The following is a 24315-nucleotide window of genomic DNA, read 5'->3' as shown; positions in this document are numbered from 1 at the left end:
CTTGCCCCCTCGTGGGGCACTGTTGCAACCGCGAATTTAGTGGCTTCGACAGCCGCCCACGAGGGGCGGGGGCTACAAACCTGTTCATCCAATTAAAAATCGCAATAAGATAAAAGCCGGAACTTTTCCGGGAGGTTTGAGTTGGATAGCTTACCCAAACGGAATCTTGCAACGACAGGCTGTGTGGCCCTATGAAAACCGTTTTTGAAAGTGCTTGAGAAATGGCTTGACTTTTAGTCTTCACATTTGTAGTATCCGGCCATTATTCGAACCATCGCTCTTTGTCTACAAAAGTCGAAATTTTTTGATTTCGACTTTTTTTGTCTCAGAATGTATCAAGATGTTTTGTGTGCTTGTCATTAACCTTCAGTGAGCCGGCAAACTGACAGAGCAAAGGTGAGCTGGCGTAAACTACCTCAATACTGCAACCCTTGTTGAATTCGCTCGATCGTTCTCCTACCAACAGCCGTTGTCACGATTTCGTCGAAGGTACTTGAAGTAAAGCGCGCGCACGCCGGATTGAGGCCTGCGCTTCGCATGCAGCAGTTTTCACCATGCAGGCAACGTTGCTGACATGTTCAACCGCACAAGCGTCATGACGTATGTCTGCATAAAAATTCGTGGAAATGGAGGTTCATACTATGGCAGAAATCAACCATCGTTCGGATGCAGAGAGTTTGTTGGGCGTCATCAGCGGCATGCACGATACCAAGACCTACCGCGAGCTGAACTGGGAAGGATCGTTTGAAAATTATCTCGGCATCGTCCAGGAAAATCCGGCTGTGACGCGCACCGCATTCCAACGCATTTACGATATGATCTTGTCGTACGGCCGGGAGGAGGTCATCGAATTCAAAGAAAAGCTCGTCAAATACAAATTCTTCGATGATCCGATTGACCATGGCCGCGACGCCGTCTTTGGTCTGGAGCGCACGCTCATTCGCATCGTGAATTTTTTCAAAGCTGCGGCCAGCGGCTACGGCACGGAAAAGCGCGTGCTGCTGTTGCACGGCCCGGTGGGCAGCGCCAAGAGCACGATTGTGCGCCTGCTCAAGAAAGGGCTTGAACATTACTCGCGCACGCCCGGCGGCGCGCTCTACACCTATTCCTGGCGGCAACATGTCAATGGCAAGGAGGTCTGGGAACGTTGCCCGATGCACGAAGAGCCGCTGCATCTGGTGCCGGAGGAAATGCGCGGCAAACTGCTGGAACGCCTGAACACCGGCCGCCCGGCGGATCAACATGTGATGATTTCCGGTGAGCTTTGCCCCTTCTGCCGGCAAACCTATCGCGACTTGTTAAAGCAACATCAAGGCTCGTGGCTCGATCTCATCAAAGACGTGCGCGTCGAGCGCCTGACGCTGTCTGAAAAAGATCGCGTCGGCATCGGCACGTTTCAGCCCAAAGATGAGAAGAACCAGGATTCGACGGAACTAACCGGTGACATCAATTATCGCAAGATTGCCGAGTACGGCACCGAATCCGATGCGCGCGCCTTCAATTTCGACGGCGAGTTCAACATCGCCAATCGTGGCATCATCGAATTCATCGAAGTGCTCAAGCTCGACGTCGCGTTTCTGTACGATCTGCTCGGCGCTTCGCAGGAACACAAGATCAAGCCGAAAAAATTTGCGCAAACCGACATCGACGAAGTCATTATCGGTCACACCAACGAGCCGGAATACCGCAAGCTGCTCTCGAACGAATTCATGGAAGCCTTGCGCGACCGCACCGTTAAAATCGATGTGCCGTACATTACGCGTCTCAATGACGAGATTAAGATTTACGAGAAGGATTACAATCCCCATCGCATCAAAGGCAAACACATTGCCCCGCACACCATTGAAACAGCGGCGATGTGGGCGGTGCTGACCCGGCTTGAAGATCCCAAAAAGGCACAGCTCACCCTGCTGCAAAAGTTGAAACTCTACAACGGCAAAACGTTGCCGGGCTTCACCGAGGATAACATCAAAGAATTGCGGCTGGAGGCGGCGCGCGAAGGCATGGAAGGCATCTCCCCGCGTTACATTCAAGACAAAATCTCCAACGCGTTGGTGAGTGAGAAAAGCACCTCGAGCATCAATCCCTTCATGGTGATGAATGAATTGGAGACCGGATTGCGGCATCATTCGCTGCTCACCAGCGACGAGCAGCGCAAACGCTACAAGGAGCTGCTGGCCGTGGTGAAAGAAGAATATGAAGACATCGTGAAGAACGAAGTGCAACGCGCCATTGCCGCCGACGAAGACGCGCTCAAACGCCTGTGTGGCAACTATATCGACAACGTCAAGGCTTACACCCAACGCGAGCGCGTGAAGAACAAATACACCGGCGCGGACGAGGAGCCGGACGAAAGGCTGATGCGCGCAATCGAAGAAAAGATCGACATTCCCGAGAGCCGCAAGGACGATTTCCGCCGCGAGATCATGAACTACATCGGCGCGCTGGCGCTAGAAGGCAAAACGTTCAATTATAAAAGCAACGAACGCCTGCAAAAAGCGCTGGAGCTCAAGCTCTTTGAAGATCAGAAAGACACCATCAAGTTGACGACGTTGATTTCCAGCGTGGTCGACAAGGAAACCCAGGAGAAGATCGACGTGGTCAAGGCGCGCATGATCAAGTATTACGGCTACACCGACGAAAGCGCGACCGACGTGCTGAATTATGTGGCGAGCATTTTTGCCCGAGGCGATGTGAAGCAGCGCTAAGATGCATGGACTACATTTGCTCGCACGGCAGGTTGTTTGGTAAGACAGAGCAAGAGAGCCGCAGGAAAACGTATCACGAGTAGGTGAAGGGTTCAATGATCAAACGCATTGAAAAAGACCGCAGCCGGTTTCGTCAAATCTTGCGCGGGCAGATCAAGAAAGAACTGCGCAAGTACATCAGCCGCGGCGAGCTGATCGGCAAACAGGGTAAAGATATCGTCAGCATTCCGGTGCATCAAATCAATTTGCCGCACTTTCGTTATTCCGGCAAAAACACCGGCGGCGTAGGCCAGGGCGAAGGCGACGTCGGCACGCCCATCGGCCGCGGCGACGATCAAGACGGTTCCGGTCAGGCCGGCGAAGCGCCGGGCGATCATCTGCTCGAAGTCGACATCTCGCTGGAAGAGCTGGCGCAATTGCTGGGCGAAGAATTGGAGCTTCCCAACATCTCGCCCAAGGGCAAGAAGAACATCGTCAGTGAGAAAGACAAGTACACCGGCATCAGCACCTCCGGCCCGGAATCGCTGCGGCATTTCAAGCGTACCTACAAACAGGCGCTCAAACGGCAGTTGATCACCGGCGAATACCGGCCTGAAGCGCCGCGCATTGTGCCATATCGCGAAGATCGCCGCTATCGCACGTGGAGAACCGTGCCGCAGCCCGAGGCCAGCGCCGTGATCATTTACATGATGGATGTTTCCGGTTCGATGGGCGACGAGCAGAAGGAAATCGTGCGTATCGAATCGTTTTGGATCGACACCTGGTTGCGCTATCAATACAAAAATCTCGAGACGCGCTACATCATTCACGACGCCGTGGCGCGGGAAGTCGATCAGGAAACCTTCTATCACACACGCGAGAGCGGCGGCACCATCATCTCCTCAGCGTACAAACTCGCGCACAAAATCGTCAGCGCGCATTACAATCCGGACGATTGGAATATTTACATGATTCACTTCTCCGACGGCGATAACTGGGGTGAGATCGACACGGACGAGTGCATTCAGATTCTCGAAAAGAAAGTTTTGCCGGTGGTGAATTTATTTTGCTATGGACAGGTGGAAAGCCCCTACGGCAGCGGCCAGTTTATTCGCGATCTTGACGATTACTTTGATTCCGAAGAAAGATTGGTGCTGTCGGAAATTCCCGATAAAGAGGCGATTTACAAATCGATTCAAGAATTTCTTGGAAAAGGCAAATAACCGGATTGGTGGAATGATGAAGTAATGGAGATGGGTCTCTGCGTTACTCCATCGTTCCCCGATCCCCGCAACCATAACCCCTTTGATATTGCGCTATGAGTCTGCCTTCCAATCTTTCTGCGATTAAAGATGAAATCCGCGGTTATGCCTGGGAGTATGGCCTGGATTTTTACGAGACGATTTTCGAAGTCATCGAGTACGATGAGCTGAACGAGATTGCCAGTTACGGCGGTTTTCCCACGCGTTACCCACACTGGCGCTACGGCATGGAATACGAAGAACTGTCGAAGAGCTACTCATACGGCCTCTCGAAGATCTACGAGATGGTGATCAATAACAATCCGTGTTATGCCTATCTCATGCATTGCAACAATCTCGTCGATCAAAAGCTCGTCATGGCGCATGTGTATGCCCATTGCGATTTTTTCAAGAACAATCTCTGGTTTTCTAAAACCAATCGCAAGATGATGGATGAGATGGCGAATCACGCCACGCGCGTGCGGCGCTACCTCGAGCAGTTCGGCGAAGAGCAAGTCGAGAATTTCATCGACGTCTGCCTGAGTCTGGAAAATCTCATCGATCCGCATTTGCCCTTCATGGGCGGTGAGAACGGCCAGGCGCCGGTGATGGAAGAAGAGAAGCCCGACGAGCCTAAACAACACAAATTCAAAAGCCCGAAAGATTATCTGGAGGAATTCATCAATCCGCCGTCCTTCATCGAAGAACAGCGCAAGAGGGAAGAGGAAGAGAGCAAGAAGCGCTTTCGCAAGGTTCCAGAGCGGCCGCAGCGCGATGTGTTGCAATTTCTGATCGAATATGCGCCCTTGCAAAAATGGCAGCGCGATGTGCTGAGCATCATCCGCGAAGAAGCCTATTATTTTGCGCCGCAGGGCCAAACCAAAATCATGAACGAAGGCTGGGCGAGTTACTGGCATTCAAAAATGATGACCGAGCGCATTCTGAACGATTCCGAAGTAATCGATTACGCCGATCATCATTCCGGCACGTTGTTCACCAGTCCCGGCCGCTTGAATCCCTACAAACTCGGCATCGAATTGTTTCGCGACATCGAAGAGCGCTGGAATAAGGGCAAATTCGGCAAAGAATACGAGGAATGCGACGATTACAGCACAAAGAAAAACTGGGACAAGCAAGCCGGACTCGGCCGCCAGAAAATCTTCGAGGTGCGCAAGCTCTACAACGACGTCACGTTCATCGATGCGTTTCTGACGCCGGAGTTCTGCCGCGAACACAAGATGTTCGTTTATGATTACAATGAGCGCAATGGCTATTATGAGATTTCCGACCGCGAGTTTCACATGGTGAAACAGCGGCTGTTGTTCATGCTCACCAATCACGGCCAGCCGTTTATCACGGTCGAAGACGGCAATTACCGGAATCGCGGCGAGTTGTATCTGGTGCACCGCCACGAAGGCATCGATCTCAAACTCGATGAGGCGCGCGATACGATGAGAAATCTCTACACCGTCTGGACGCGGCCGATTCATCTCGAAACCATGCTGGATGAATCCAGAACCCTGTTGACCTTCGACGGCGAGCAGCACAAGGAAACGGAACTGGATTAAGACAACAAACCAATCCCTTCAACAAACCCACGGAGGTACCTATGAATCTTGGCATGAAAGTCGTGGCCGAGCTTGACAAGCTGCGCCACACGGAGTACGACAAATCCCGGCGACCATCGAGCGAGGGATGGCTTCATGAAGAAATTGTGGAAGGCGTCCATCTCAAAATTGCCATTGCGGATTTCGACAAGTTCGGATTTCTGGTGCGCCAGATCACGGCGGTGCGCGCCGGTTCGCTGCCGGCGGGTATCGCAATCAAAAGCCTGCTGGCCGAACAGGCTGCGGCAATCGGCAAACGTGTGACCTACTTGCTGGAAAGTTTTCATTTGGTGGAATTGGACGACCTGGCGCAACGCGCGCAAGTGCGCAGCGTGACGCCTTATCGCGAAGATAAAACGATTCATTACTATGAAGCAATGCTGGAGCAAGGCAGCGCATTGACCTTCTCGCGCTATGCCGCAAATGGCGGTCAAGCCGGCCGTGTGCTGGAGGCGTTTCACGTGACGGATGACATTTGCCGGCGCTTGCTTAATGATTTGGCGGCGGCTTTGCTCATTAAATGAGCAGGAAGGAGAATCGGCGGGACATGCAGTCTCTCACATATGGGCTTTGACGGATCGTTCCAGTCCAATTCTATTTTGCGATATTGGGTTGCAGCGATCCGCCAAAGCAATCTTTTTGACAATCAAAGCCTCGGCACAAGCCGGGGCTTTTTTGTTGGTCACCGCGATTGTTCCGCCACAGCTCGGCCGTGGCATTTATTGGGGCAGACCTTCAGTTCAAAACATATTGAATCCCGCTCACGGGACATCATTAAAAAACTGAGTAACAAAAGCATAAGCAGGACAAACCGGAACTAAAGAAAAAACTCACACAAAATCGTGAAAACGCAAAAACCTGCAAAACTTTCTTTGCGTACCTTGGCGGCTTTGCGTCTCGTGAATTCTTTGCTTTTTGGGGCAAAGAGATCACTTTAAAGAGACTATCCCGATTTGCAGACAAGCTGCAAATCAAGGCCTCTGCAATGGAGTAAAAACTATTCGGCGAAACTCGATGTCCTCGGTGATCATCGGCGATAAAGCTTTTTTGTCGAAATGCGCCGAAATCGCCGAGCATCACCGCAAAAACTTTAGTAGGATGATTTATCGACAGAATTGTTTCATATTGTGCTGCCGTCAAATTATTTGCCATAAACTTTCAGAATTTTATGCTGTGTTTGAAAAGTTAATCGCCTAACTTTGCAGACGCCGATTTGATGAGGCCTGCACTTGCGCTCATCGCATCGGGTTACGGCATCACCGCCATCTTGCCCACCGCACGAAAATCGCCGGCAAGCATGCGATAAAAATAAATGCCGGCGGTCACCGGTTCACCGCGCCGATCGCGGCCATCCCAACGCGCATGATGATAACCCGGCTGCTGCACGGCGTCGATGAGCGTGAGAACTTCGCGCCCGAGCAGATCATAAATTTTCAACACGACTCGCGGCTGCGGCTGGCGCGCCGGAATTTGATATCGAATCATCGCCGGAGAAGCGGCGTGCGCCAAGCGAATGGGATTGGGGTAGCTTTGCTGAATGGCATAACTGGCGGGAAGTTCTCCGCCCTCCCGGCGAGGTTCGGCCACCGTTGTCGTCCCCTCCAACCAGGCGAGAACACTCTGCAAAACTTGACGACGATCAACATAACCCGGTCGCGGCACGCCCAGATTGATCGCTTCAAAGCCAAAACTAAAGAACACCAGTCGCGAACGATTGACTGGATCAACGACACGCACGCCGGCAACCGTGCCGGCGGTGGTGTCATAAACCATCACCGCGTGCGCCAACGAATCCGGGACAATCACATCGCGGGAGGTTTGATTGTTGGCCCCACCGGTGCCGGTGGTAATGACGGTGGGCAAGTCTTTGCCGATGTCATCATCGCGCACGCCATGCAGCAAAAAGTCATTGATCGAGTTACGCTCAAGGGAGACATGCAAACGGTTGGTGAGAAAATCGCTGCCCGATAAACTCTCGGCAATGTTTTGGCCGCTGAGAAACAAACGGCCGCCGCCATCCAAAAAATCGACCAGGAATTGCTGCTCATTGGCAGTTAATACCTCGCCGCTGGCATTGCCGGTGAACCAAATCATATAATCAACGGCCTCGATTGCCGGCACAGTTTCCACCGGTGTGCCTTTGCTGTTCGTATGCACGCCGTAACTCCATCCCAGGCTGTCAAGCGTGCTGGTGTAATACGAAGCAAAGCTCCCGGCAGGATCATCATTCACCAAAATGATACGGGCGGGTGTGAGCTGCAGTGAAAAATCAGTGGAGTCGTTTTCCACCAGCAAGTCTTGCCTGAGAATGGGATAGGGCAGCTCCGGCACGATTTCGACGGCGTATTGTCCGGGTGGAATGTTAATGGAGTAGCGGCCATCATCGCCGGTTTGAATGGCAGCAATCGTCTCTCCGAAGGGCGAATTCTTGAGTCGAAAGGTCAAATCCGCCTTGACGCTGGCGCCGGTTGCTTGCGCTTCCAACAAACCGGAGACCACGTTTTGTGAGATATATGGCAACAGTGGCGTGAAGATATCGAGCTTGCCGTGGCCCCAGCGGTGGTTGGGCACAGCGCCGGTTTGTTGATCGGCGCGCGCGGCTTGATACAGCAGCTTGCGCACTTGAGCCGGCGTCAGCGTGGAATCTGCTTGCAGCATAAGCGCGATAGCGCCGCACACATGCGGCGCGGACATGCTCGTGCCGCTGAATCGTACATGCGCAGAATCACCGACCGGAGAATCCGAAGTGAAGGAGGAAAGCGCGGCAATGACACTGCCTCCGATCGCGGCAATGTCCGGCTTGTTCACGCCATCGCGCCGCGGCCCCAGGCTGCTGAAGTTGGAAAGCGCGCCCGAAGCGTTGTCGTAGGACGCCACCGCAATCACCGAGTCGGCAGTGGAGGGGTAATTGATGGTTTCTTGAGTATCGACAAAATTGCGAAACGTGGCATTATCATCGCGCTCAGTCCAAGCATCAATCTCACCGCCGTCCGGCAAATTGTTGCCGGCGGAAGGCGTGAAACGGATTCTCCAAACACCGCTGGCAATCTCGGAGGCGGCCGAGCCGGTGTGATCCATTTGAATAAAAATCTGATTGTCGCCATTCAAAGGTGAATTGACGATGCTGATCACGGAAACGTAACCGTCGGCCGTGTCAAAAAAATCCGCGCCATTTGCCGGAATCTTGTTCAAATAACCGATGTTCGGCCCCGCCACCTCAACATCGATGCGATCGTTGCTTTTGTACCAGATATCAATTTGCAGTTCATCGTCAGGAATGTTGGCGTTTGCCGGAGCATTGAATTCCAGCACGACTTCGCCCTGTGGCGGAACAATGGCCTCTGCATGCCAGGCATTTTGGGCATAGTTTCCGGCGGAGTTGGTGATGATGCTGCCTTGCGCGACATTGGCATTAATGGCTTGCTCGTACAGCGTCGAGCCGTCGTGCGGACCCAGGGTCGTGCCGAAACTGGTGTTGATGACATGGCGTTTGCCCAGCGCTTCCGCTTTGCCGCGAATATAGGCATAGCCGTCGAGAAAGCCGCCGCTGGAAGCGCCGCCGTCTATCGGGCTGATCAAGCCGCCGCGCACCGCGATAATGTCAGCCTCCGGCGCCATACCGGCGTAAACACCTCCGGTCGAAAGCCCGTTGCCGGCGGCGATGCTGGCGACATGCGTGCCGTGTCCGTCGGCATCACGATGAGAAACTGCGCCGCTGTTGATTTGCTGCGCGGTAAACTCCGCACCGTAGTTAAAGCCAGCCGGCGGCGTTATGCCCGCACCGCGAAGAAATTGATCCCAAATAAAAAGAATGCGCGTTGTGCCATCCGGATTTTTGAAATCACCGTGCCGCCAGTCGATGCCGGTATCCGTGATGCCGACGATGACGCCTTTGCCGGTCAGCGCATGCATGCCCGGCAAATTTTGCAGCACGCGTGCGCCGGTTTGCGGCACGCTGGTTATCAATTCGGGATACAGAACACTGGAAGCTTCGACATATTCCACGCCGGCCTCTGCCGTCAATTCGGGCAATGCCGTTACCGGCAAACGCAGGGTGTGAATGTCGCCATGACTCGAACCCAACGCGCCGCCATAACGCTGCGCCAGCTCATCGGCGTTGGCTTTGGTTTTGACGAGCAGGCCAACAAGAGGGGCGCCCGCTGTTTGTTGGTGCACCTCAACCGACTTGCTCATCGCCAGCCGGTTTTGTTTATGTTTTTGCTGGAGAATTTGCAGACGCGGGTCAAGCTTGCGCGAAGCTGATGACGATGATGACTCAGTGGGAACAAACGGCGCAAACGACAAGGCCAGAAGACCTGTGAGCAACAAAGCTAAAACTTGCTTTTGAGACATGTTGCCTCCTGAAATTTATGAATCATCATTTGGGCAGAAATGAGATCTTTAGTTTTAAGGATGGATAAATTTTTCAAAGTAATAGGCTGCCCGATTTTCAGTTAAGCTAAAAATCGAAGCTCTGCGAGCAGCTTTGAGAATTTCGTCCATAAAAATAGAACTGCCACAGCAGGAAAAAGCGCCTTTTCCGTGGGATTTCAGTGGGCGAAACACTTTCAGAATTTTGTTCTAACTTTGAAAATCTAATCACTCGATCGCCACAATCAATCGAAGACTGACGTTGCCGAGTTTGAACCTCAAAATCCACGGGCCGTCACTCTTGCAACAGCGCGCGCGCCTTTGCTGCAATATTCTCCGGCGAAAAGCCATAAGCTTTCATCACCTCGGCAACGGGCGCAGAAGCGCCATAGCGATTGTCGATCGTCAGCGTCGCCCCTTGCTCGCCGATATATTTATGCCAGCCTTGTGCCACGCCGCTTTCCACGGCAAGGCGCGCCTTCACTGCCGGGGGCAGAACTTCATCTTTATAGTTTTGTGATTGCGCCTCAAATAATTCCCATGAAGGCATGCTCACCACGCGCACCGCAAGTCCTTGGTGATTGAGTTGCTGCGCTGCCTGCCAGGTGGGCCACACCTCGCTGCCGGAAGCGATCAAAATAATCTGCGGCTCGGCGACTTTCGATTCCCACAAAATATAAGCGCCGTTGTGCAAACCGGAAGCCGAGGAACAGCGCGAGCGATCCAGCACGGGCAAATCCTGGCGAGTAAGTGCAAGCGCCACCGGGCCGTGTTGATGTTTGATGGCAAAGCGCCAAGCTTCCGCGGTTTCATTGGCATCGCACGGGCGAATGAAGATGAGATGCGGAATCGCGCGTAGTGCAGCATAATGCTCAATTGGTTGATGCGTCGGTCCGTCTTCGCCCAGGCCGATGCTGTCATGCGTGAACACGTAGATCACCGGCAGCTCGGTGATCGCCGCGAGCCGGATCGCAGGACGCATGTAATCGGAAAAAACCAGAAACGTCGCGCCGTACGGCCGCAAGCCGCCGTGCAGCGCGATGCCGTTGCACACACTGCCCATGCCATGCTCGCGCACACCAAAACGCAAATTGCGGCTGAGCCGGTCTTGCGGGGAGAAATCCTTCTCTTTCGTGATCAAGGTTTTCGTGCTGGGCGCAAGATCGGCAGAGCCACCGATCAATTCCGGCATGCGGCTGGCAATCGCATTCAACACTTTGCCGCCGGCCACGCGCGTGGCCGTGCCTTTGGCGTCCGCCGGAAAAACCGGAATGTCTTTATCCCAATCTGCGGGCAATTCGCCGGCCATGACGCGCTGGAATTGCGCGGCCAGCTCCGGATGGGCTTTTTCATAAGCAGAAAATTTTGCCTGCCAGGCTTGTTCCGCTTCTTTGCCGCGCGCCAGCGCTTTGCGAAAATGCCGCAGCGCATTCTCGGGCAAATAAAATGATTCATTCTCCGGCCAGCCGTAAGCGCGTTTCGTCAGCACAACTTCATCCTTGCCGAGCGGCTCGCCGTGCACGCCGGCAGTGCCTTGTTTGTTCGGACTGCCGAAACCGATTTGCGTGCGCACGACGATAATCGACGGATGTTCGGTATGCGCGCGCGCGGCTGCGAGGGCTTGCGCGAGTGCTTGCAAATCATTGCCGTCTTCCACCCGCTGCACATGCCAGCCATAAGCTTCGAAGCGCTTGGCGCGATCTTCGGTGAACGTGATGTCTGTGCTGCCTTCAATGGAAATGTGATTGTCGTCGTAAAGATAAATCAGCTTGCCCAATTTCAAATGTCCGGCTAGCGAGGCCGCCTCTGCGGCCACGCCTTCCATTAAATCGCCGTCGCTGACAATGGCGTAGGTGTAGTGATTCACGATTTCATGTCCGGGGCGATTGAACACGGCCGCGAGATGCGCCTCGGCAAGCGCCATGCCCACGCCATTGCCAAAGCCCTGGCCGAGAGGCCCGGTCGTCGTTTCAACACCGGGCGTCAAACCGTGTTCGGGATGGCCGGGGGTTTTGCTGCCGAGCTGGCGGAATTTTTTCAATTCGTCGAGCGGGAGATCATAACCGGTGAGATGCAAGAGGCTGTAGAGCAGCATCGAACCATGTCCGGCAGAGAGAATGAAACGATCGCGATCCGGCCATTTGGGATTGGCGGGATTATGTTGGAGAAATCTATCCCACAAAACATACGCCATCGCGGCTGCGCCCATGGGCAAGCCGGGATGGCCGGAGTTGGCATGTTGCACGCCGTCAATCGCCAGCGTGCGAATGGTGTTGATGCAGAGCAGATCGAGGGGGGAATCGTGATTCATGATCGTGGCTTTCTTCAAAATTGACGTGAGAGGACAGATACATTGAAAATTGGGGCAAAATACAAAGATGAGCTTAAAGATGCAAGCTGGGAGGCAAGAGAATCATTTGCGCCGAACCGTTTCCTTGTTTAAATTCCCACCCTAAAAAATCTGCTCCGCCAAGAGGCGAAACTCAACGGGAGAGGTGACATGGCCAACTCCAATCAAGCGCAAACGCGCGCGGTTTTGTTTGAAAAATTGCGTTCCGGCGTTGTCGGCCTGGAGGTGCATTACAAATTGGCAACCGGCGAAACGACACGACGGATTTACCTCGACAGCACGGCAAGCACGCTGCGCCTGCAAGTCGTGCAAGAGGTGCTGGACAAATTTCAGCCATTTTATTCCAACACTCACAGCGTGCTACATTTCGGCGCAAAGCTTTCTACGCATGAGTATGAATGGGCGCATCAAATGGTGCTGGATTTCGTGCACGCTGATGCCGGAACCTTTACCGCATTTTTTGTGGGCAGCGGAACCACCGGCGGCATCAATCGCGTGGCGCGCACGCTGCACGCCAAACGCCCGGAGCGCGACGTCGTCATCACCTCGATCATGGAGCATCATTCCAACGATCTGCCACATCGCAAGCATTTTCGCGAAGTCGTGCATGTGCCGGCGCGCATGGCGGCGCGCAGCCTGGGCTGCATCGACCTCAAACGCATCGAAGAGGCGCTGCACGAATACAAAGACCGAGTGAATTACATTGCGCTGACCGGCGTGTCGAACGTCACCGGCATCATCAACCCGATTCACGAGGCGGCGGAATTGGCGCACCGCTTCGGCGCATTGATCGTCGTGGATGCCGCACAAATGGCGGCGCATGTGCCGATTCAGATGAGCGGGCATGCGAATGCGTGGCGCGATCTCGATGTGCTGGTTTTCTCCGGCCACAAAATTTACGCGCCCGGCTCGCCCGGCGTGGTGGTCGCGCGTAAAGAAATTTTTAGCAATCTTGAACCGGATGAAGTGGGCGGCGGCATGGTCGATACGGTTTATGTGAATCGCTACACCGTAACCCCGCATTTTCCGCATCGCGAGGAAGCGGGCACACCCAACATCAACGGCGCCATCGGTCTGGCCGCGGCGCTGTATGCCTTGCAGAAAGTGGGAATGGATTATATTGCCGAAGAAGAAACGGAGTTGATCAATTATGCGCTGAAAAAACTGAGCAGTGTGCCGGATATTCTGATCTACGGCGAAACCGATGTTGCGCACTGCCAGCGCACCGGCGCGATTTCATTCAACATTAAGCGGTTGCATCACGCGTTTACCGCCGCGGTGTTGAATGATTATTTTAATATTTCCGTGCGCAACGAATGCTTCTGCGCGCATCCTTACGTGCGCGAGATGGTGACGCAGAGCCTGGCGGAAGAAGCGCTCGAACTTTCCGACGAAGAATTGCAGTATTTGGCGGATCTGCACAAAGGCATGGTGCGCGCCAGCTTTGGCGTGTACAACACCAAGGACGACGTCGATGCCCTGGCAGCGGCGCTGCACGATCTCAGCACCCGGCGCGATTTTTATCAACAGCATTACGTCCAATTGCCCAACGGCGATTACCGCCACAAAACTTTTCGTTTTGATTACGCCGCGCTGTTTTCAGTGAAGGGCGTGGTCGACCAAGTCCTCACGGTTGGCTAAAGACGAAGGGGAAGAGGGCAAAAAGTATGTCTCTTGAGAATTGCCCTCTGCCCCTTGCCATTTGCTCTCACTGGTTTCCTTCAATAACCATTGTTGCCGGCACAATGCTCACAATGCCGGTGAAGGCGCCGATCAGGCCGTCAATAAACCGGTGCTTGGTGGTGATGCGCACGTTTTTCAAGTTATTCTCCTGAATCGTTTGCGCCGCGGAATTATTGGAAATCGGTACCCAGCCCCAGAGGGCGTACCAGACGCGCACATTCTTTTTGAAGGCGGCGTTATCGGTTTCAGCCAGCGCCGTCATTGGCGTGCCTACCGGTGCAACGGCCTTCATGGTATAACAGCCGCTGCAAACAAGCGCCAACAAAACCAGAGCCAGTGTTTTCCGCATAAACCTTACTCCTCGTAAATTAGTGAAATGTGGAATTGCGTTTGTTGCTTGCCGCGTTCGGCGGGGCAGGATAATTTAGCGCTTTTTTTGAGATCGGCAAGACGACATCAAACAAAAATCCGGAGTCACACTCGCGTGCAACCCCGGATTTATGGGAGGAAGGTTCACTCGTTAAACGCGCTTCAGGCGCGGCCATCCTGGCAAACTATTTCAACTCGCCGCTGGTCAAGTCTGCTTCAAAATTCTTTCCGGAAATATTGAGGGTCGCATTCCCGCCGCCAAGATTGATGGTGAAACTGCGATTGATCGTAGTCTCGCCGTAAGATTCGCCGCGCTGGAATGTCACCTTCGCCGTGTACGTGCCGCTCACAGTGCCGCTGATTTTGCGCGAGAGTTCGAGCCGGCTTCCGCGCGGGCCTTGCACATTTGTAAAGGTCAAATTCAAAGCATGATCGAGTGTGCGCACGGCATTGCGCGTCGTGACGGTGTCAACCGCCGAGCGAAAATACGTGCCATTGATGGTCACAAGGCGGGTATTCACGCCGGTCGCGGTAAAGCTGCCGCTCAATCCGGTCAATTGCTGCGACAAGCGCCGCGTGCGATGTGTGCCTGTGCCTTCGACGATATTGAACTTGATAGTGTAGGCCGTGTCTGCGCCGACCTTCCAATACTTTTGCGGCTGGCCGTTCTTGTTCAAGAATTGATAGGTATACGTGCGGCTGATCTCGGCGTAGGGAATGCCGTTGGGGTTGCCGCGTTCGCGTTCCAGCCGCAGCGTCCACGTGCCGGTGGCGGGATCATAGCTTGTGTCGATGCTGGCAATCGTGTTCGGTTCACTGTATTTGCCGAGCAAAACCTCTGCAGGCTTTTGCAGGCCGCTGGCGCCGGCCAGTTCAATAACGTCACTCAGTTGATCGGTCGCGCCGCCATTGTCTGCGCCCACCGCGCTGGCGATTGATTCCGCGGCATCTTCGGTGGCGTTGAGGCTATCATTCGAGGACACCGGATCATCATTCTGGCAGGCAACCAACGCCAGAGCAGCCAGCGCCGGCAATAGCAGATGTGCAAATCTCTTTGACTTCATGGGTTCTCCTGAAAATTAGGGTTCAGATAATGTTGTTTGACGGTTCACGAGTTGGGTGAGAGATCATTTTTAACACAAGCTTCGAAGCGTTTGTTTGTGATGCTCGCGCAATCTCGTTGCGTACACAACCCGTTTTAAGCAACGGTTATGCCAACGCCAAGTCACGAATAAAATCATTAACTTAAAGCAAAAAACAAAAATTGCACAGCGCGAGAATGTTCTGACAGGTACAGTGAAAAAGCACGGCGCCGTACAACGCGGTGCAAAAACACCATGCTCCAGGCGTTTTCTAAAACTGGGGGGCACAGATTTTTGGTGCAACGTTTCAATTCTAAAATCTATCACAGGACTCTTCGAGTTGTTGGCTTGAGAAAAATGTTTTTCTCCTCTCGCTTTCCTAAGCCGTCCGAAGAATGATTCATTTCCTATTCGTGATTCCAATTCTTGCAAAAATACCAGTGCTCGGGCAGAGATTTGCGGATACAAAACAGCGAATGTCTGCATCTCGTTATTTATCATGAAACATTTCTGTTTATTTGCCGTCTTGTGCAGGCGTATGCCTACCTTATGAGAAGAATTTTGTGAAACGCGTTACAGTGCAGGATTGCCACAAAATCTTTCAAAATGATATAATCTCGCGATAGCAGAGGCAGGAATCGCGTCTGCCACCTCACATTCGCGCTTCAGTTAGTTTTCGAATATCAAACCAACCTTCAGCGGAGAGCGGAGAAAATGTCAAAAAAGAAAAAGCTATTGATCGGTTCCGGACTGGTTGTCGCAGTTGCCGCCTTGGTGGGAACTGCCGTGATGAAAAAGAACGGCAAGCAAGAAATCGAGGTGCAAACCGCGCCGGTCAAACGCCAACGGGTGGTGGAGACGGTGACGGCGACCGGTAAGGTTCAGCCTCACATCCAGGTCAAAATCAGCGCCGACGTCAGCGCGAAAATCACCAAGCTGGCGGTGAGTGAAGGCGCCTGGGTGGAAAAGGGCGACTTCCTGCTCGAGCTTGACCGCGAACGCTACATCGCCGCCGTCGAGCGCGCCGAAGCCAGTTTGCGCTCGGCAGAGTCCGACGCAAAGCTGGCGCGGGAAAGCATGCTCAAAGCGGAGAAGGATTATCAACGCACCAAGGAACTTCACGAGAAACAACTTGAATCTTCCGCTGCTTACGATGCCGCCGCGGCAACCTATCAGGTTGAAAAGGCGCGTTTCGAATCGGCGAGCAGCAGCGTCGAACAAAGCCGCGCCCTGCTCAAGCAGGCCAACGACGATCTTTCCAAAACCAGAATCTATGCGCCCATGGCCGGCACCATCAGCCAGTTGAACAAGGAAGTCGGCGAGATCGCTTTGGGATCGCAATTTCAGGAAGACGTCATTTTGGTGGTCTCCGATCTCGTGGGCATGGAAGCGCTGGTCGAGGTTGACGAAAATGACGTGGTTGCAATTTCGCTGGGCGATACGGCGAATATCGAAGTCGATGCTTTGCCCAACACCATTTTCCGGGGTTATGTTTCTGAGATAGCCAACACCGCCAAAGTCACAGGCTCGGGCACCGCGGATCAACAAACCGAATTCGAAGTGAAAGTGGCGATCACCGGCACGACGCTGGGACAGGCGGCGAACGGCGTTGCCCAAAACCTCGAGATCACGCAGCAGCGCTCGACCGCCGATCTCCGGCCGGGCATGACGGCGAGCAGCGACATTGTTACCGAAACGCGCGATAGCACGCTGGCCGTTCCGATTCAATGCGTGACCGTGCGCACGATGGATCAATTGCAAAAGAAACCCGCCGAGGGCAAAAGCGGAGAAGCCATTGCAAACGAATCCTCGGAGCCGCAATTTACGCCGGATAAAGACGGGTTTGTGGAAATCGTTTTCGTCGTGAAAGAGGGCGCGGTTGAAGCGCGGCAGGTGAAAACCGGCATTCAGAGCAATACGCACATTGAAATTTTAACCGGGCTGGCGGAAGGCGATGAAATCGTTACCGGCAGCTATCGCGCGATCAGCAAAGATTTGCAGCACGGCGCCAAGGTCATGGTCAAGAACGCGGAAAAGAAGAATCAAACATGAAATATTTGAACGAGTTGAGCGAGTCGTTGCAAATCGCTTTCGCCGCCATTCGCGCCAACAAATCACGCGGTTTGCTGACGACTCTGGGCATCATCATCGGCATCGTCGCCGTGGTGACCACCATGACGGCTGCCAACGGCCTGGAAAATTCCTTCAAGGAAAGCATTTCGGCCATCGGCTCGGACGTGATTTACGTCTCGCGCATGCCCTGGGTCATGACCGGCAACTGGTTCGAATACCGCAATCGCAAAAATCTTGAATTGCGTAATGCGCATCAATTGGAACGGCGATTGCGCGAGGCCGCAGCAGTCAATCCCACCACCGGCACACGCAAAAGCATCAAATACGAGTCCAAAATCCTCAACGATATCAACATCGTCGGCACGACAGACAAGCACATCATGGTTTCCAGCTCGCTGCCGGAATTCGGCCGGTTTATGACGGAACTCGACGTGCAGTACAAACGGAATGTGTGCATCATTGGAAGTGAAATCAAAGAACAATTGTTTGAGAACGTTGATCCGATCAACAAGAAAATACACCTCGGCCGGGATATTTACATCGTCGTGGGCATCATGGAAAAGCAGGGCAGCGCGGGATTTTTTGGCGGCCCGAATTTCGACAGCCAGGTTTATGTTCCCATCACTTCGTTTTTGCGCTCGTTCGGCAGCAGCAATGACCGCGGCTTCAACATTGCCGTCAAGGCGCCCAGCCACGAGGAAATGGAAGATTTTGAATTCGCCCTCATCGGCGAGATGCGTAAAATCAGAAAGCTGCATCCGGTGGAGAAAGACGATTTTTCCATCAACAAAATGGATTCGCTGATGGCGGCGTACAACAATGTCATGGGCGTGATCGTTCTGATTGGCCTGGTGATTACCGGCGTTTCGCTGTTCGTCGGCGGCATTGGCGTGATGAACATCATGTTTGTGTCCGTCACCGAGCGCACGCGCGAAATCGGCATTCGCAAGGCGATCGGCGCGAAACGGCGGACGATCATCACGCAATTCCTGTTTGAGTCTTCCACCATTTGCCTGATCGGCGGCGCAGTCGGTTTGCTGCTGGCTCTGGGCGTGACGGCGCTGATCAATTCCCTGCTCATGCCGGCCAGCGTTTCCATTCCCATTGTCGTGATTGCCTTGCTGGTGTCGGTTTTGGTCGGGATCTTTTCCGGCATCGTGCCGGCGATCAAGGCCGCAAAATTGGACCCCATCGAAGCATTGAGGTATGAATAAATGAACACACTCGAAGCATTGCGAATGGCGCTGGGCGCGATCCGGTCACAAAAGCTGCGTTCGTTTCTGACGCTGGTCGGCATCATCGCGGGCGTCGCTTCCATCATCGCCGTGATGACGGGCATCTCGGTGATCCAAAAAACCATGGAACAGGAGATGAGCGTGCTGGGGGCAACCACGTTTCAGGTGCAAAAATGGCCGGCGCGCGGCTTCAATCACGACATTGATTGGCGCAAGATTCAGCAACGCAAGCCGGTGACGGTGGCGAATGCCGACGCCATTCGCGAGCATGTCGAAACCGTGGATCTCGTCGGCGCGGAATTGTGGAGTTTTGGGCACATCGCGAAATACCGCAACGAAGCAACCAATCAGAATTTGACCATCTGCGGCGCCACACCGGAATATTCCGCCAACAATACGCATTTTGTGCGGTTGGGGCGCAATCTCTCCAATCAGGATCTCAAGATTAACAGTTACGTCGTCGTCATCGGCCCGGCCATTGCCGACCGTTTGTTTCCGTTCTCCGATCCTCTTGAAAAAACCATCAAGCTCGATGATCGGAAATATCGCGTCATTGGCGTGCTTGAAGAGAAATCCTCGTCGATGGGCGGCAATTATGACAACTACTGCCTCATCCCGATTACCACGTTTCAAGAAGTTTACGGCATGCGCGACAACGGCGGCCGGGAACGTTCGGTCAATGTCACGGTGCGCGCCACGCGCCCAGAGTTGATTTACGATGCCATCGAGGAAACCCGGATGGTGCTGCGCGCCGAGCGCAAAGTTCCGCCGCGCGAAGATGACGACTTCACCATTTTCACCAATGACAGCCAAATCAAGGCATTCAATCAAGCCACGGCCGGCGTAAAGCTGGGGGCGTTTGTGGTGGGAATTGTGGCGCTGGTGGTCGCCGGCATTGGCATTATGAACATCATGCTGGTTTCCGTAACCGAGCGCACGAAGGAAATCGGCATCCGCAAATCGCTGGGCGCGAAACGGCGGAGCATTCTCACGCAGTTTCTCATTGAGGCCATCGTGCTGTGCAATGTCGGCGGTATCATCGGCGTGATGGTGGGTTTCGGCCTGGGCAATATCGTCTCGATGCTCACGGGTTTTGCCGTGTCTGTGCCGATGGAATGGGCGTTCGGCGGCCTGGCGTTTTGCACGATGGTCGGCCTGACCTTCGGCATGTGGCCGGCGATGGTGGCATCAAAACTCGATCCGGTGAAAGCGCTGAGTTACGAATAAGCAGAATGCGGTAACAACTCGTTTTTTTATTTCCAAAAATACAAACGCCGTTTGTCCCTCCGGAGAACAAACGGCGTTTTGATTTTTTACAATGATTAACTCTACCATGACAACGTGAAGTTCGAGATTTACCCCTGCTTTTGTCCCTGTCAGGATGACATAACTCGGTGTTTGCATCGACTTAACGTTGCAGTACTGAGGAGTGTCATACGCGCCGCGCTTCATGTCTGCGCATGCACGCTTTGAAAATCTACCAATTCGTGCTGCCGTTGCGGCCGAGCGTCGCTTCGCCCACCACGATCAGGATGCCGTTGTTGAACGGATCGCGCAAGCTCAACATGCCGGTACGCTGTTGAAAGTTCCAGTCGTTTTCTTGCAAACGGCTGGCGAGCATGGCCAGCTCGGTTTCATTGGGCACGCAAATGGTGAGATAGCGCAGGCCGCGAGTATCCGAGGGCGCGGGGCCAGCGCCCCGCCCCGCCCAGGTGTTCAGGCCGAGATGATGGTGATAGTGGCCGGCGGAAAGAAAAATCGCCTCCGAGCCATAGCGCGTCGTCAAATCAAATCCCAAAACCTCGCGATAGAAATGTTCGGCCGCTTCCAGATTGCCGACATGCAAATGCACATGCCCGATGCGTGTGTTGGGAGGCAACCCCTCCCACGTGATTTTGCCGCGCCCCAACTCTGCCAATAATAAATCCAAATCCAGCGCTTCGGTCGTCATGTGCAGTTGGCCTTCGTGCCACTGCCAGTCGCTGCGCGGCCGGTCGGAATAAATTTCAATGCCATTGCCGTCGGGATCCGCGAGGTAAATCGCCTCGCTGACCAGGTGATCCGAAGCGCCCTGCAGCGGATAACGCATGTCGAGCAAATGGTGCAGTGCGCATGCCAGATCATAGCGGCCGGGCACCAAAATCGCAAAATGATAAAGCCCGGAGGTGTTGAGCGGCTTGGGTTTCGCGCCCGGCAGCAGCGTAAGCGCGAGCAAGGGGCGAGAGCCATCGGCAGAGAGCCAGGTGGTGCCGCGCTGGCTGTGCAATGTTTTCAGGCCGAGCATGCCGCCATAAAAACTCATGGATTGCTTGAGGTCCGACACGGTTAGGTGAACCGGACCCATACGGGTATCGGGGTGCATATCGAACCTATCCCAAAAGATTTTGTTGGATTGAAGAGCGTCGCGATGACTCAAGGTCGAGACTCCGTCCTAGATGATGAGGTGTTGCACGGGGCGCATTCCTAGCGCCCGGAATTTTGGCGCCGCGCTGTCCGAGGTTGGTGTGCAGAGGGGTGAAAAGCAGTGGCGCTTGGCTTTTGTGCGTGTAAACTTTGTTCGACAAAAACCGGCGGCAAAATAAGGCTATTTCATGAGAAAGTCAAATCCTCAATAGGGATAGGGCAAAAGGCTCTGCTGCATCAATTCGCCAATCAGATAGTGCGAGCCGGCAACGCACAGCAAATCATTTTTGCGGCAGCTCGCCCGCGCCGCCGCAAAAGCCTGTCCGGCAGCATCGTAAGCGCGGCCGCGCAAACTCATGGCGCGCGCCTGCTGCATCAAATCGCTTGCCGGGCGTGCGCGCGCGGTGGCTGCAGCGGTAAAGAAAAACTCTGCATGCAATTTTTGCCAGGGGCGCAAAACCGGCGCAACGGCCTTGTCATTCATTAATGACAAAACAATTTTCACCCGGCGCCCCGGAAAGAGCCGGGCCAGTGTTTGTGTCAACACGCGCATGCCGTCGGCATTGTGCGCGGCAGCGAGCAGAATTTCGGGATCGCCGTGGACCAGTTGCATGCGCGCCGGCCAATGTGTTTGCGCCAAACCCTCGCGCACGGCCCGCTCGTTGAGATTAAAACCGGCGTTGTGCAAGAGCCGGGCAGCCGCAATTGCCAGCGCCGCATTTTTGACTTGATGAGACCCGAGTAAATTCGTTCGCACCTTGGCATAGTCGAATCCGAGCCGATCTGACCTGGCGTGAAACTCCGTCCCTTCGCGCGAATAGCTTGGCGAGCTAATTTTAATGAACTTATGCGCTTCTATGAAACGCGCCCGCTGTTTGCGGCAGGTCGTGGCAATCACGGCTGCGGCCTGCGGCTGCCGCACACCACTTATGCAAGGCCGATGCCGTTTGATAATGCCCGCTTTCTCTCCGGCGATCTTTGCAAGATTTTTGCCGAGATAATCCTGATGCTCCAGCCCAATCGAAGTGATGATGCTCAACTCGGGCGTGATGATGTTGGTGGAATCAAGCCGGCCGCCTAATCCGGTTTCGATCACAGCAAGATCAACCTGTTGTTCGGCAAAATATTTGAATGCAATCGCAGTGAGCACTTCGAAATACGTTGCCTTGAGTTCATCAACGGTTGGCCGGCAGCTACGCAATAAGGCTTCAAACGCGCGGGTGGAAATCGGTTTGCCGTTGATTTGAATTCGTTCATTCAAATGAACGAGATGCGGCGAGGTGTATAGGCCGACGCGCAGCCCGGCTGCTTGCGCGAGGGCTGCCAGCATTGCCGAAGTTGAGCCTTTGCCGTTCGTGCCGGCAATATGCACGCAGGGAAAAAACCGCTCCGGATGGCCAAAGTGGCGGCTCAATGCCTTGCTGCGTTGCAGCCCAAGTTGCCATCCGAAAAAACCTAGTTTATCCAAATAGGCCTGAGTGCCGCTACTTAGATTCATTTTCAAGCGCACCATAACTTTTGAAGACATTCGAAAACGAGCTCTGTCAAACGTGAGAATTGCATTTTGTCTCTGCAAGCCCGCTTTTCAGTCAGCACTTTTTGAAATTTGTATGACGATCTCTGTTTGCAAGATCGCGAGAAATGTGCAAAATTTTTCCTATTTTTGGAAGAGTTTTGCATAAGTTACATGAAATGCCATTTATTCGGTGTATCGCGACCTTGCGGGAGCGCCAATTGTCAAAATTTAACCTCTTTTAATTCGAATAGGATAAACCCTAAACAGCCAAATGTTTTTGAGATGGTTTGCATGTTTGAATCTGCTGACATGCTGGCATAACCATTGCAGCCGCTATTTTTCTAATAAATCAACATCTTGCACATATGAAGCGGTTACACCAAAAAGCAATTTTCGTGCTGGCTTTTGCACTTCTGCTGCCAGTCGCCGGCCGCGCGGGAGCCTTCGGCAACATTTCGGGCTTTGTCAAAGACAAAGAGACGAATGTTTCTCTGCCGGGCGCGAACATCGTGGTTGAAGGCACGAACTTCGGCGCGAAAGCCAATAAGCACGGCTATTATATCATCTATAACCTTCCGGTCGGCAAATACAATCTGCGCGTCAGCATGATCGGCTACAGCACGCTGAAACTGACCGAAGTCGAAGTCAAAACCGATTTGAACACCAGCCTCGAAGTTGCGCTGACCAGCCGGGTGTTGAATACCTCCGAAGAAATTGTGGTGACCGCGCCGCGCGTGCAAATCTTGCGGGATGTGCTGTCGAGCACGCAATATCTCAACGAAGAAACCATTTCGCAAACCACGCCGGGCTTGACGTATTATGATAAACTCGCGCTGGTGCCCGGTTTTGTCGCCAATCATATGCGCGGCAGCCGCAGTTCAAACGTGCAATATTTGATTGACGGCCTGCCGGCCAGCGGCGCGATGACGCGCGAAGCCGCGTTCACGATTCCGACGAGCGCGATTGCGGAGATGGTGGTGCACACCGGCGGCTTTAGCGCGGAATATGGCAATGTTACCTCCGGAGTGATCAACATCATCACCCGCGAAGGCCGCAATGATTTCTTCAGCGCGTTCAAGCTCGCGCAAGACTTGCCGGCGCGCCGCGACTGGAGTTATGACAATGCGCGCCGCGCGGAGTTCGCGCTCGGCGGGCCGCTCAAGCTCGGGTTGGGCGGGCCGCTCATCGACGCCAATTATCTCGTGTCCGGCAGCGCCTATCTCACCGACACGCCGTTTCGCAAGGAATTGCGCCGGCATTTTCACTCGCCCATTTTTTCCAATTATGATTTAAATTCCAAGGTGATGTTGCGTTTGTCGAGCAACACCTTTCTGCGCTGGCAGGGCTTGTTCTCCAGTTGGCAGTGGCGGCAGTATGATGAAGATTGGGCCGAGCGGATTTCCGCGTTGCCCAGGCGCTCAAACAAAAACAGCCGCATGGATTTGTCCGTGATTCAAACATTGAGCGCGGAGATGTTTTACAAAATCGAGTTGAGTTATCTCGATTTGCGCCGGCAAATCTCCGGCGAAAGCGCTGCCGGCGGGCAAACCAATGTGAGTTTCAGCAACGAACAATCATTGCCTTCGGCGTGGGGATCGGGCAGCGAACCCTGGCGCGAAAATTTGCGTGAGCAGCAGCTTCTCAGCCGCTTCAGTTTGGTGCGGCAATTAAGCCCGGTGCATCAATTTAAAATCGGAG

At 53.8% G+C, this 24315-nt stretch carries 15 protein-coding genes; 9 read left to right on the top strand and 6 right to left on the bottom strand.

The features are described 5' to 3' along the window. Positions 1–698: 698 nt before the first annotated feature. The 4 genes from FBQ85_07225 (at position 699) to FBQ85_07210 (ending at position 6059) form a co-directional block, all read left to right on the top strand. Entirely contained in the window at positions 699–2708 is a 2010-nt protein-coding gene (locus tag FBQ85_07225; protein MDL1874949.1) for a serine protein kinase, read from the top strand. A 95-nt stretch (positions 2709–2803) separates the two neighbouring features. Next, positions 2804–3910 carry a DUF444 family protein gene (locus tag FBQ85_07220; GenBank protein MDL1874948.1) on the top strand — a complete coding sequence of 369 codons (1107 nt, stop codon included), beginning with the start codon at positions 2804–2806 and terminating at the stop codon, positions 3908–3910. Positions 3911–4005: 95 nt separating this feature from the next. Continuing rightward, positions 4006–5496: a SpoVR family protein gene (locus FBQ85_07215; protein MDL1874947.1), complete on the top strand. Its 1491-nt coding sequence runs from the start codon at positions 4006–4008 to the stop codon at positions 5494–5496. Between the two features lie 41 nt (positions 5497–5537). Further along, a complete protein-coding gene (locus FBQ85_07210; protein ID MDL1874946.1) occupies positions 5538–6059 on the top strand; it encodes a hypothetical protein in 522 nt (173 codons plus the stop codon). Positions 6060–6783: 724 nt separating this feature from the next. On the opposite strand, the gene FBQ85_07205 is transcribed toward FBQ85_07210, so the two are convergent. Together FBQ85_07205 and tkt are read right to left on the bottom strand one after the other, a co-directional pair. Continuing rightward, positions 6784–9888 (bottom strand): hypothetical protein, encoded by a 3105-nt coding sequence (locus FBQ85_07205; protein MDL1874945.1) that lies wholly within the window; start codon positions 9886–9888, stop codon positions 6784–6786. A 313-nt stretch (positions 9889–10201) separates the two neighbouring features. Further along, positions 10202–12217, bottom strand: a complete 2016-nt coding sequence (tkt, locus tag FBQ85_07200) for a transketolase (protein MDL1874944.1) — start codon at positions 12215–12217, stop codon at positions 10202–10204. 189 nt (positions 12218–12406) lie between these two features. Here tkt and FBQ85_07195 point away from each other — a divergent pair, with 189 nt between their 5' ends. Next, on the top strand, positions 12407–13897 hold the full coding sequence (locus FBQ85_07195; GenBank protein ID MDL1874943.1) for an aminotransferase class V-fold PLP-dependent enzyme: 1491 nt from the start codon (positions 12407–12409) through the stop codon (positions 13895–13897). A gap of 67 nt (positions 13898–13964) precedes the next feature. Here the strand turns inward: FBQ85_07195 and FBQ85_07190 are convergent, their stop codons facing one another. Together FBQ85_07190 and FBQ85_07185 are read right to left on the bottom strand one after the other, a co-directional pair. Next, positions 13965–14288, bottom strand: a complete 324-nt coding sequence (locus tag FBQ85_07190) for a hypothetical protein (GenBank protein MDL1874942.1) — start codon at positions 14286–14288, stop codon at positions 13965–13967. 205 nt (positions 14289–14493) lie between these two features. Then, entirely contained in the window at positions 14494–15372 is an 879-nt protein-coding gene (locus FBQ85_07185; protein MDL1874941.1) for a hypothetical protein, read from the bottom strand. A gap of 732 nt (positions 15373–16104) precedes the next feature. Here FBQ85_07185 and FBQ85_07180 point away from each other — a divergent pair. Genes FBQ85_07180 through FBQ85_07170 form a run of 3 tightly spaced genes read left to right on the top strand, consistent with a single transcriptional unit; the run spans position 16105 to position 19925 of the window. Further along, positions 16105–17442, top strand: coding sequence for an efflux RND transporter periplasmic adaptor subunit (locus FBQ85_07180; protein MDL1874940.1), 1338 nt, complete (start codon positions 16105–16107; stop codon positions 17440–17442). Continuing rightward, entirely contained in the window at positions 17439–18677 is a 1239-nt protein-coding gene (locus FBQ85_07175) for an FtsX-like permease family protein (GenBank protein MDL1874939.1), read from the top strand. The genes FBQ85_07180 and FBQ85_07175 overlap by 4 nt, the downstream gene beginning before the upstream one ends. Then, positions 18678–19925, top strand: a complete 1248-nt coding sequence (locus FBQ85_07170; GenBank protein ID MDL1874938.1) for an FtsX-like permease family protein — start codon at positions 18678–18680, stop codon at positions 19923–19925. Between the two features lie 250 nt (positions 19926–20175). Here FBQ85_07170 and FBQ85_07165 read toward each other — a convergent pair whose 3' ends face one another. Together FBQ85_07165 and FBQ85_07160 are read right to left on the bottom strand one after the other, a co-directional pair. Then, entirely contained in the window at positions 20176–21060 is an 885-nt protein-coding gene (locus FBQ85_07165) for a VOC family protein (GenBank protein MDL1874937.1), read from the bottom strand. A gap of 246 nt (positions 21061–21306) precedes the next feature. Beyond that, complete coding sequence (locus FBQ85_07160; GenBank protein MDL1874936.1) at positions 21307–22629, bottom strand: bifunctional folylpolyglutamate synthase/dihydrofolate synthase; 1323 nt, start codon at positions 22627–22629, stop codon at positions 21307–21309. A gap of 353 nt (positions 22630–22982) precedes the next feature. On the opposite strand from FBQ85_07160, the gene FBQ85_07155 reads away from it, so the two are divergent. Next, the coding region (locus FBQ85_07155) for a hypothetical protein (GenBank protein MDL1874935.1) at positions 22983–24315 on the top strand (1333 nt) is incomplete at its 3' end.

The organism is Cytophagia bacterium CHB2, assembly GCA_030263535.1.
Taxonomy (GTDB): Bacteria; Zhuqueibacterota; Zhuqueibacteria; order Zhuqueibacterales; family Zhuqueibacteraceae; genus Coneutiohabitans.
The sequence above is the reverse complement of the archived record's forward strand: the minus strand, read 5'-3'. Positions and strand labels throughout refer to the sequence as shown.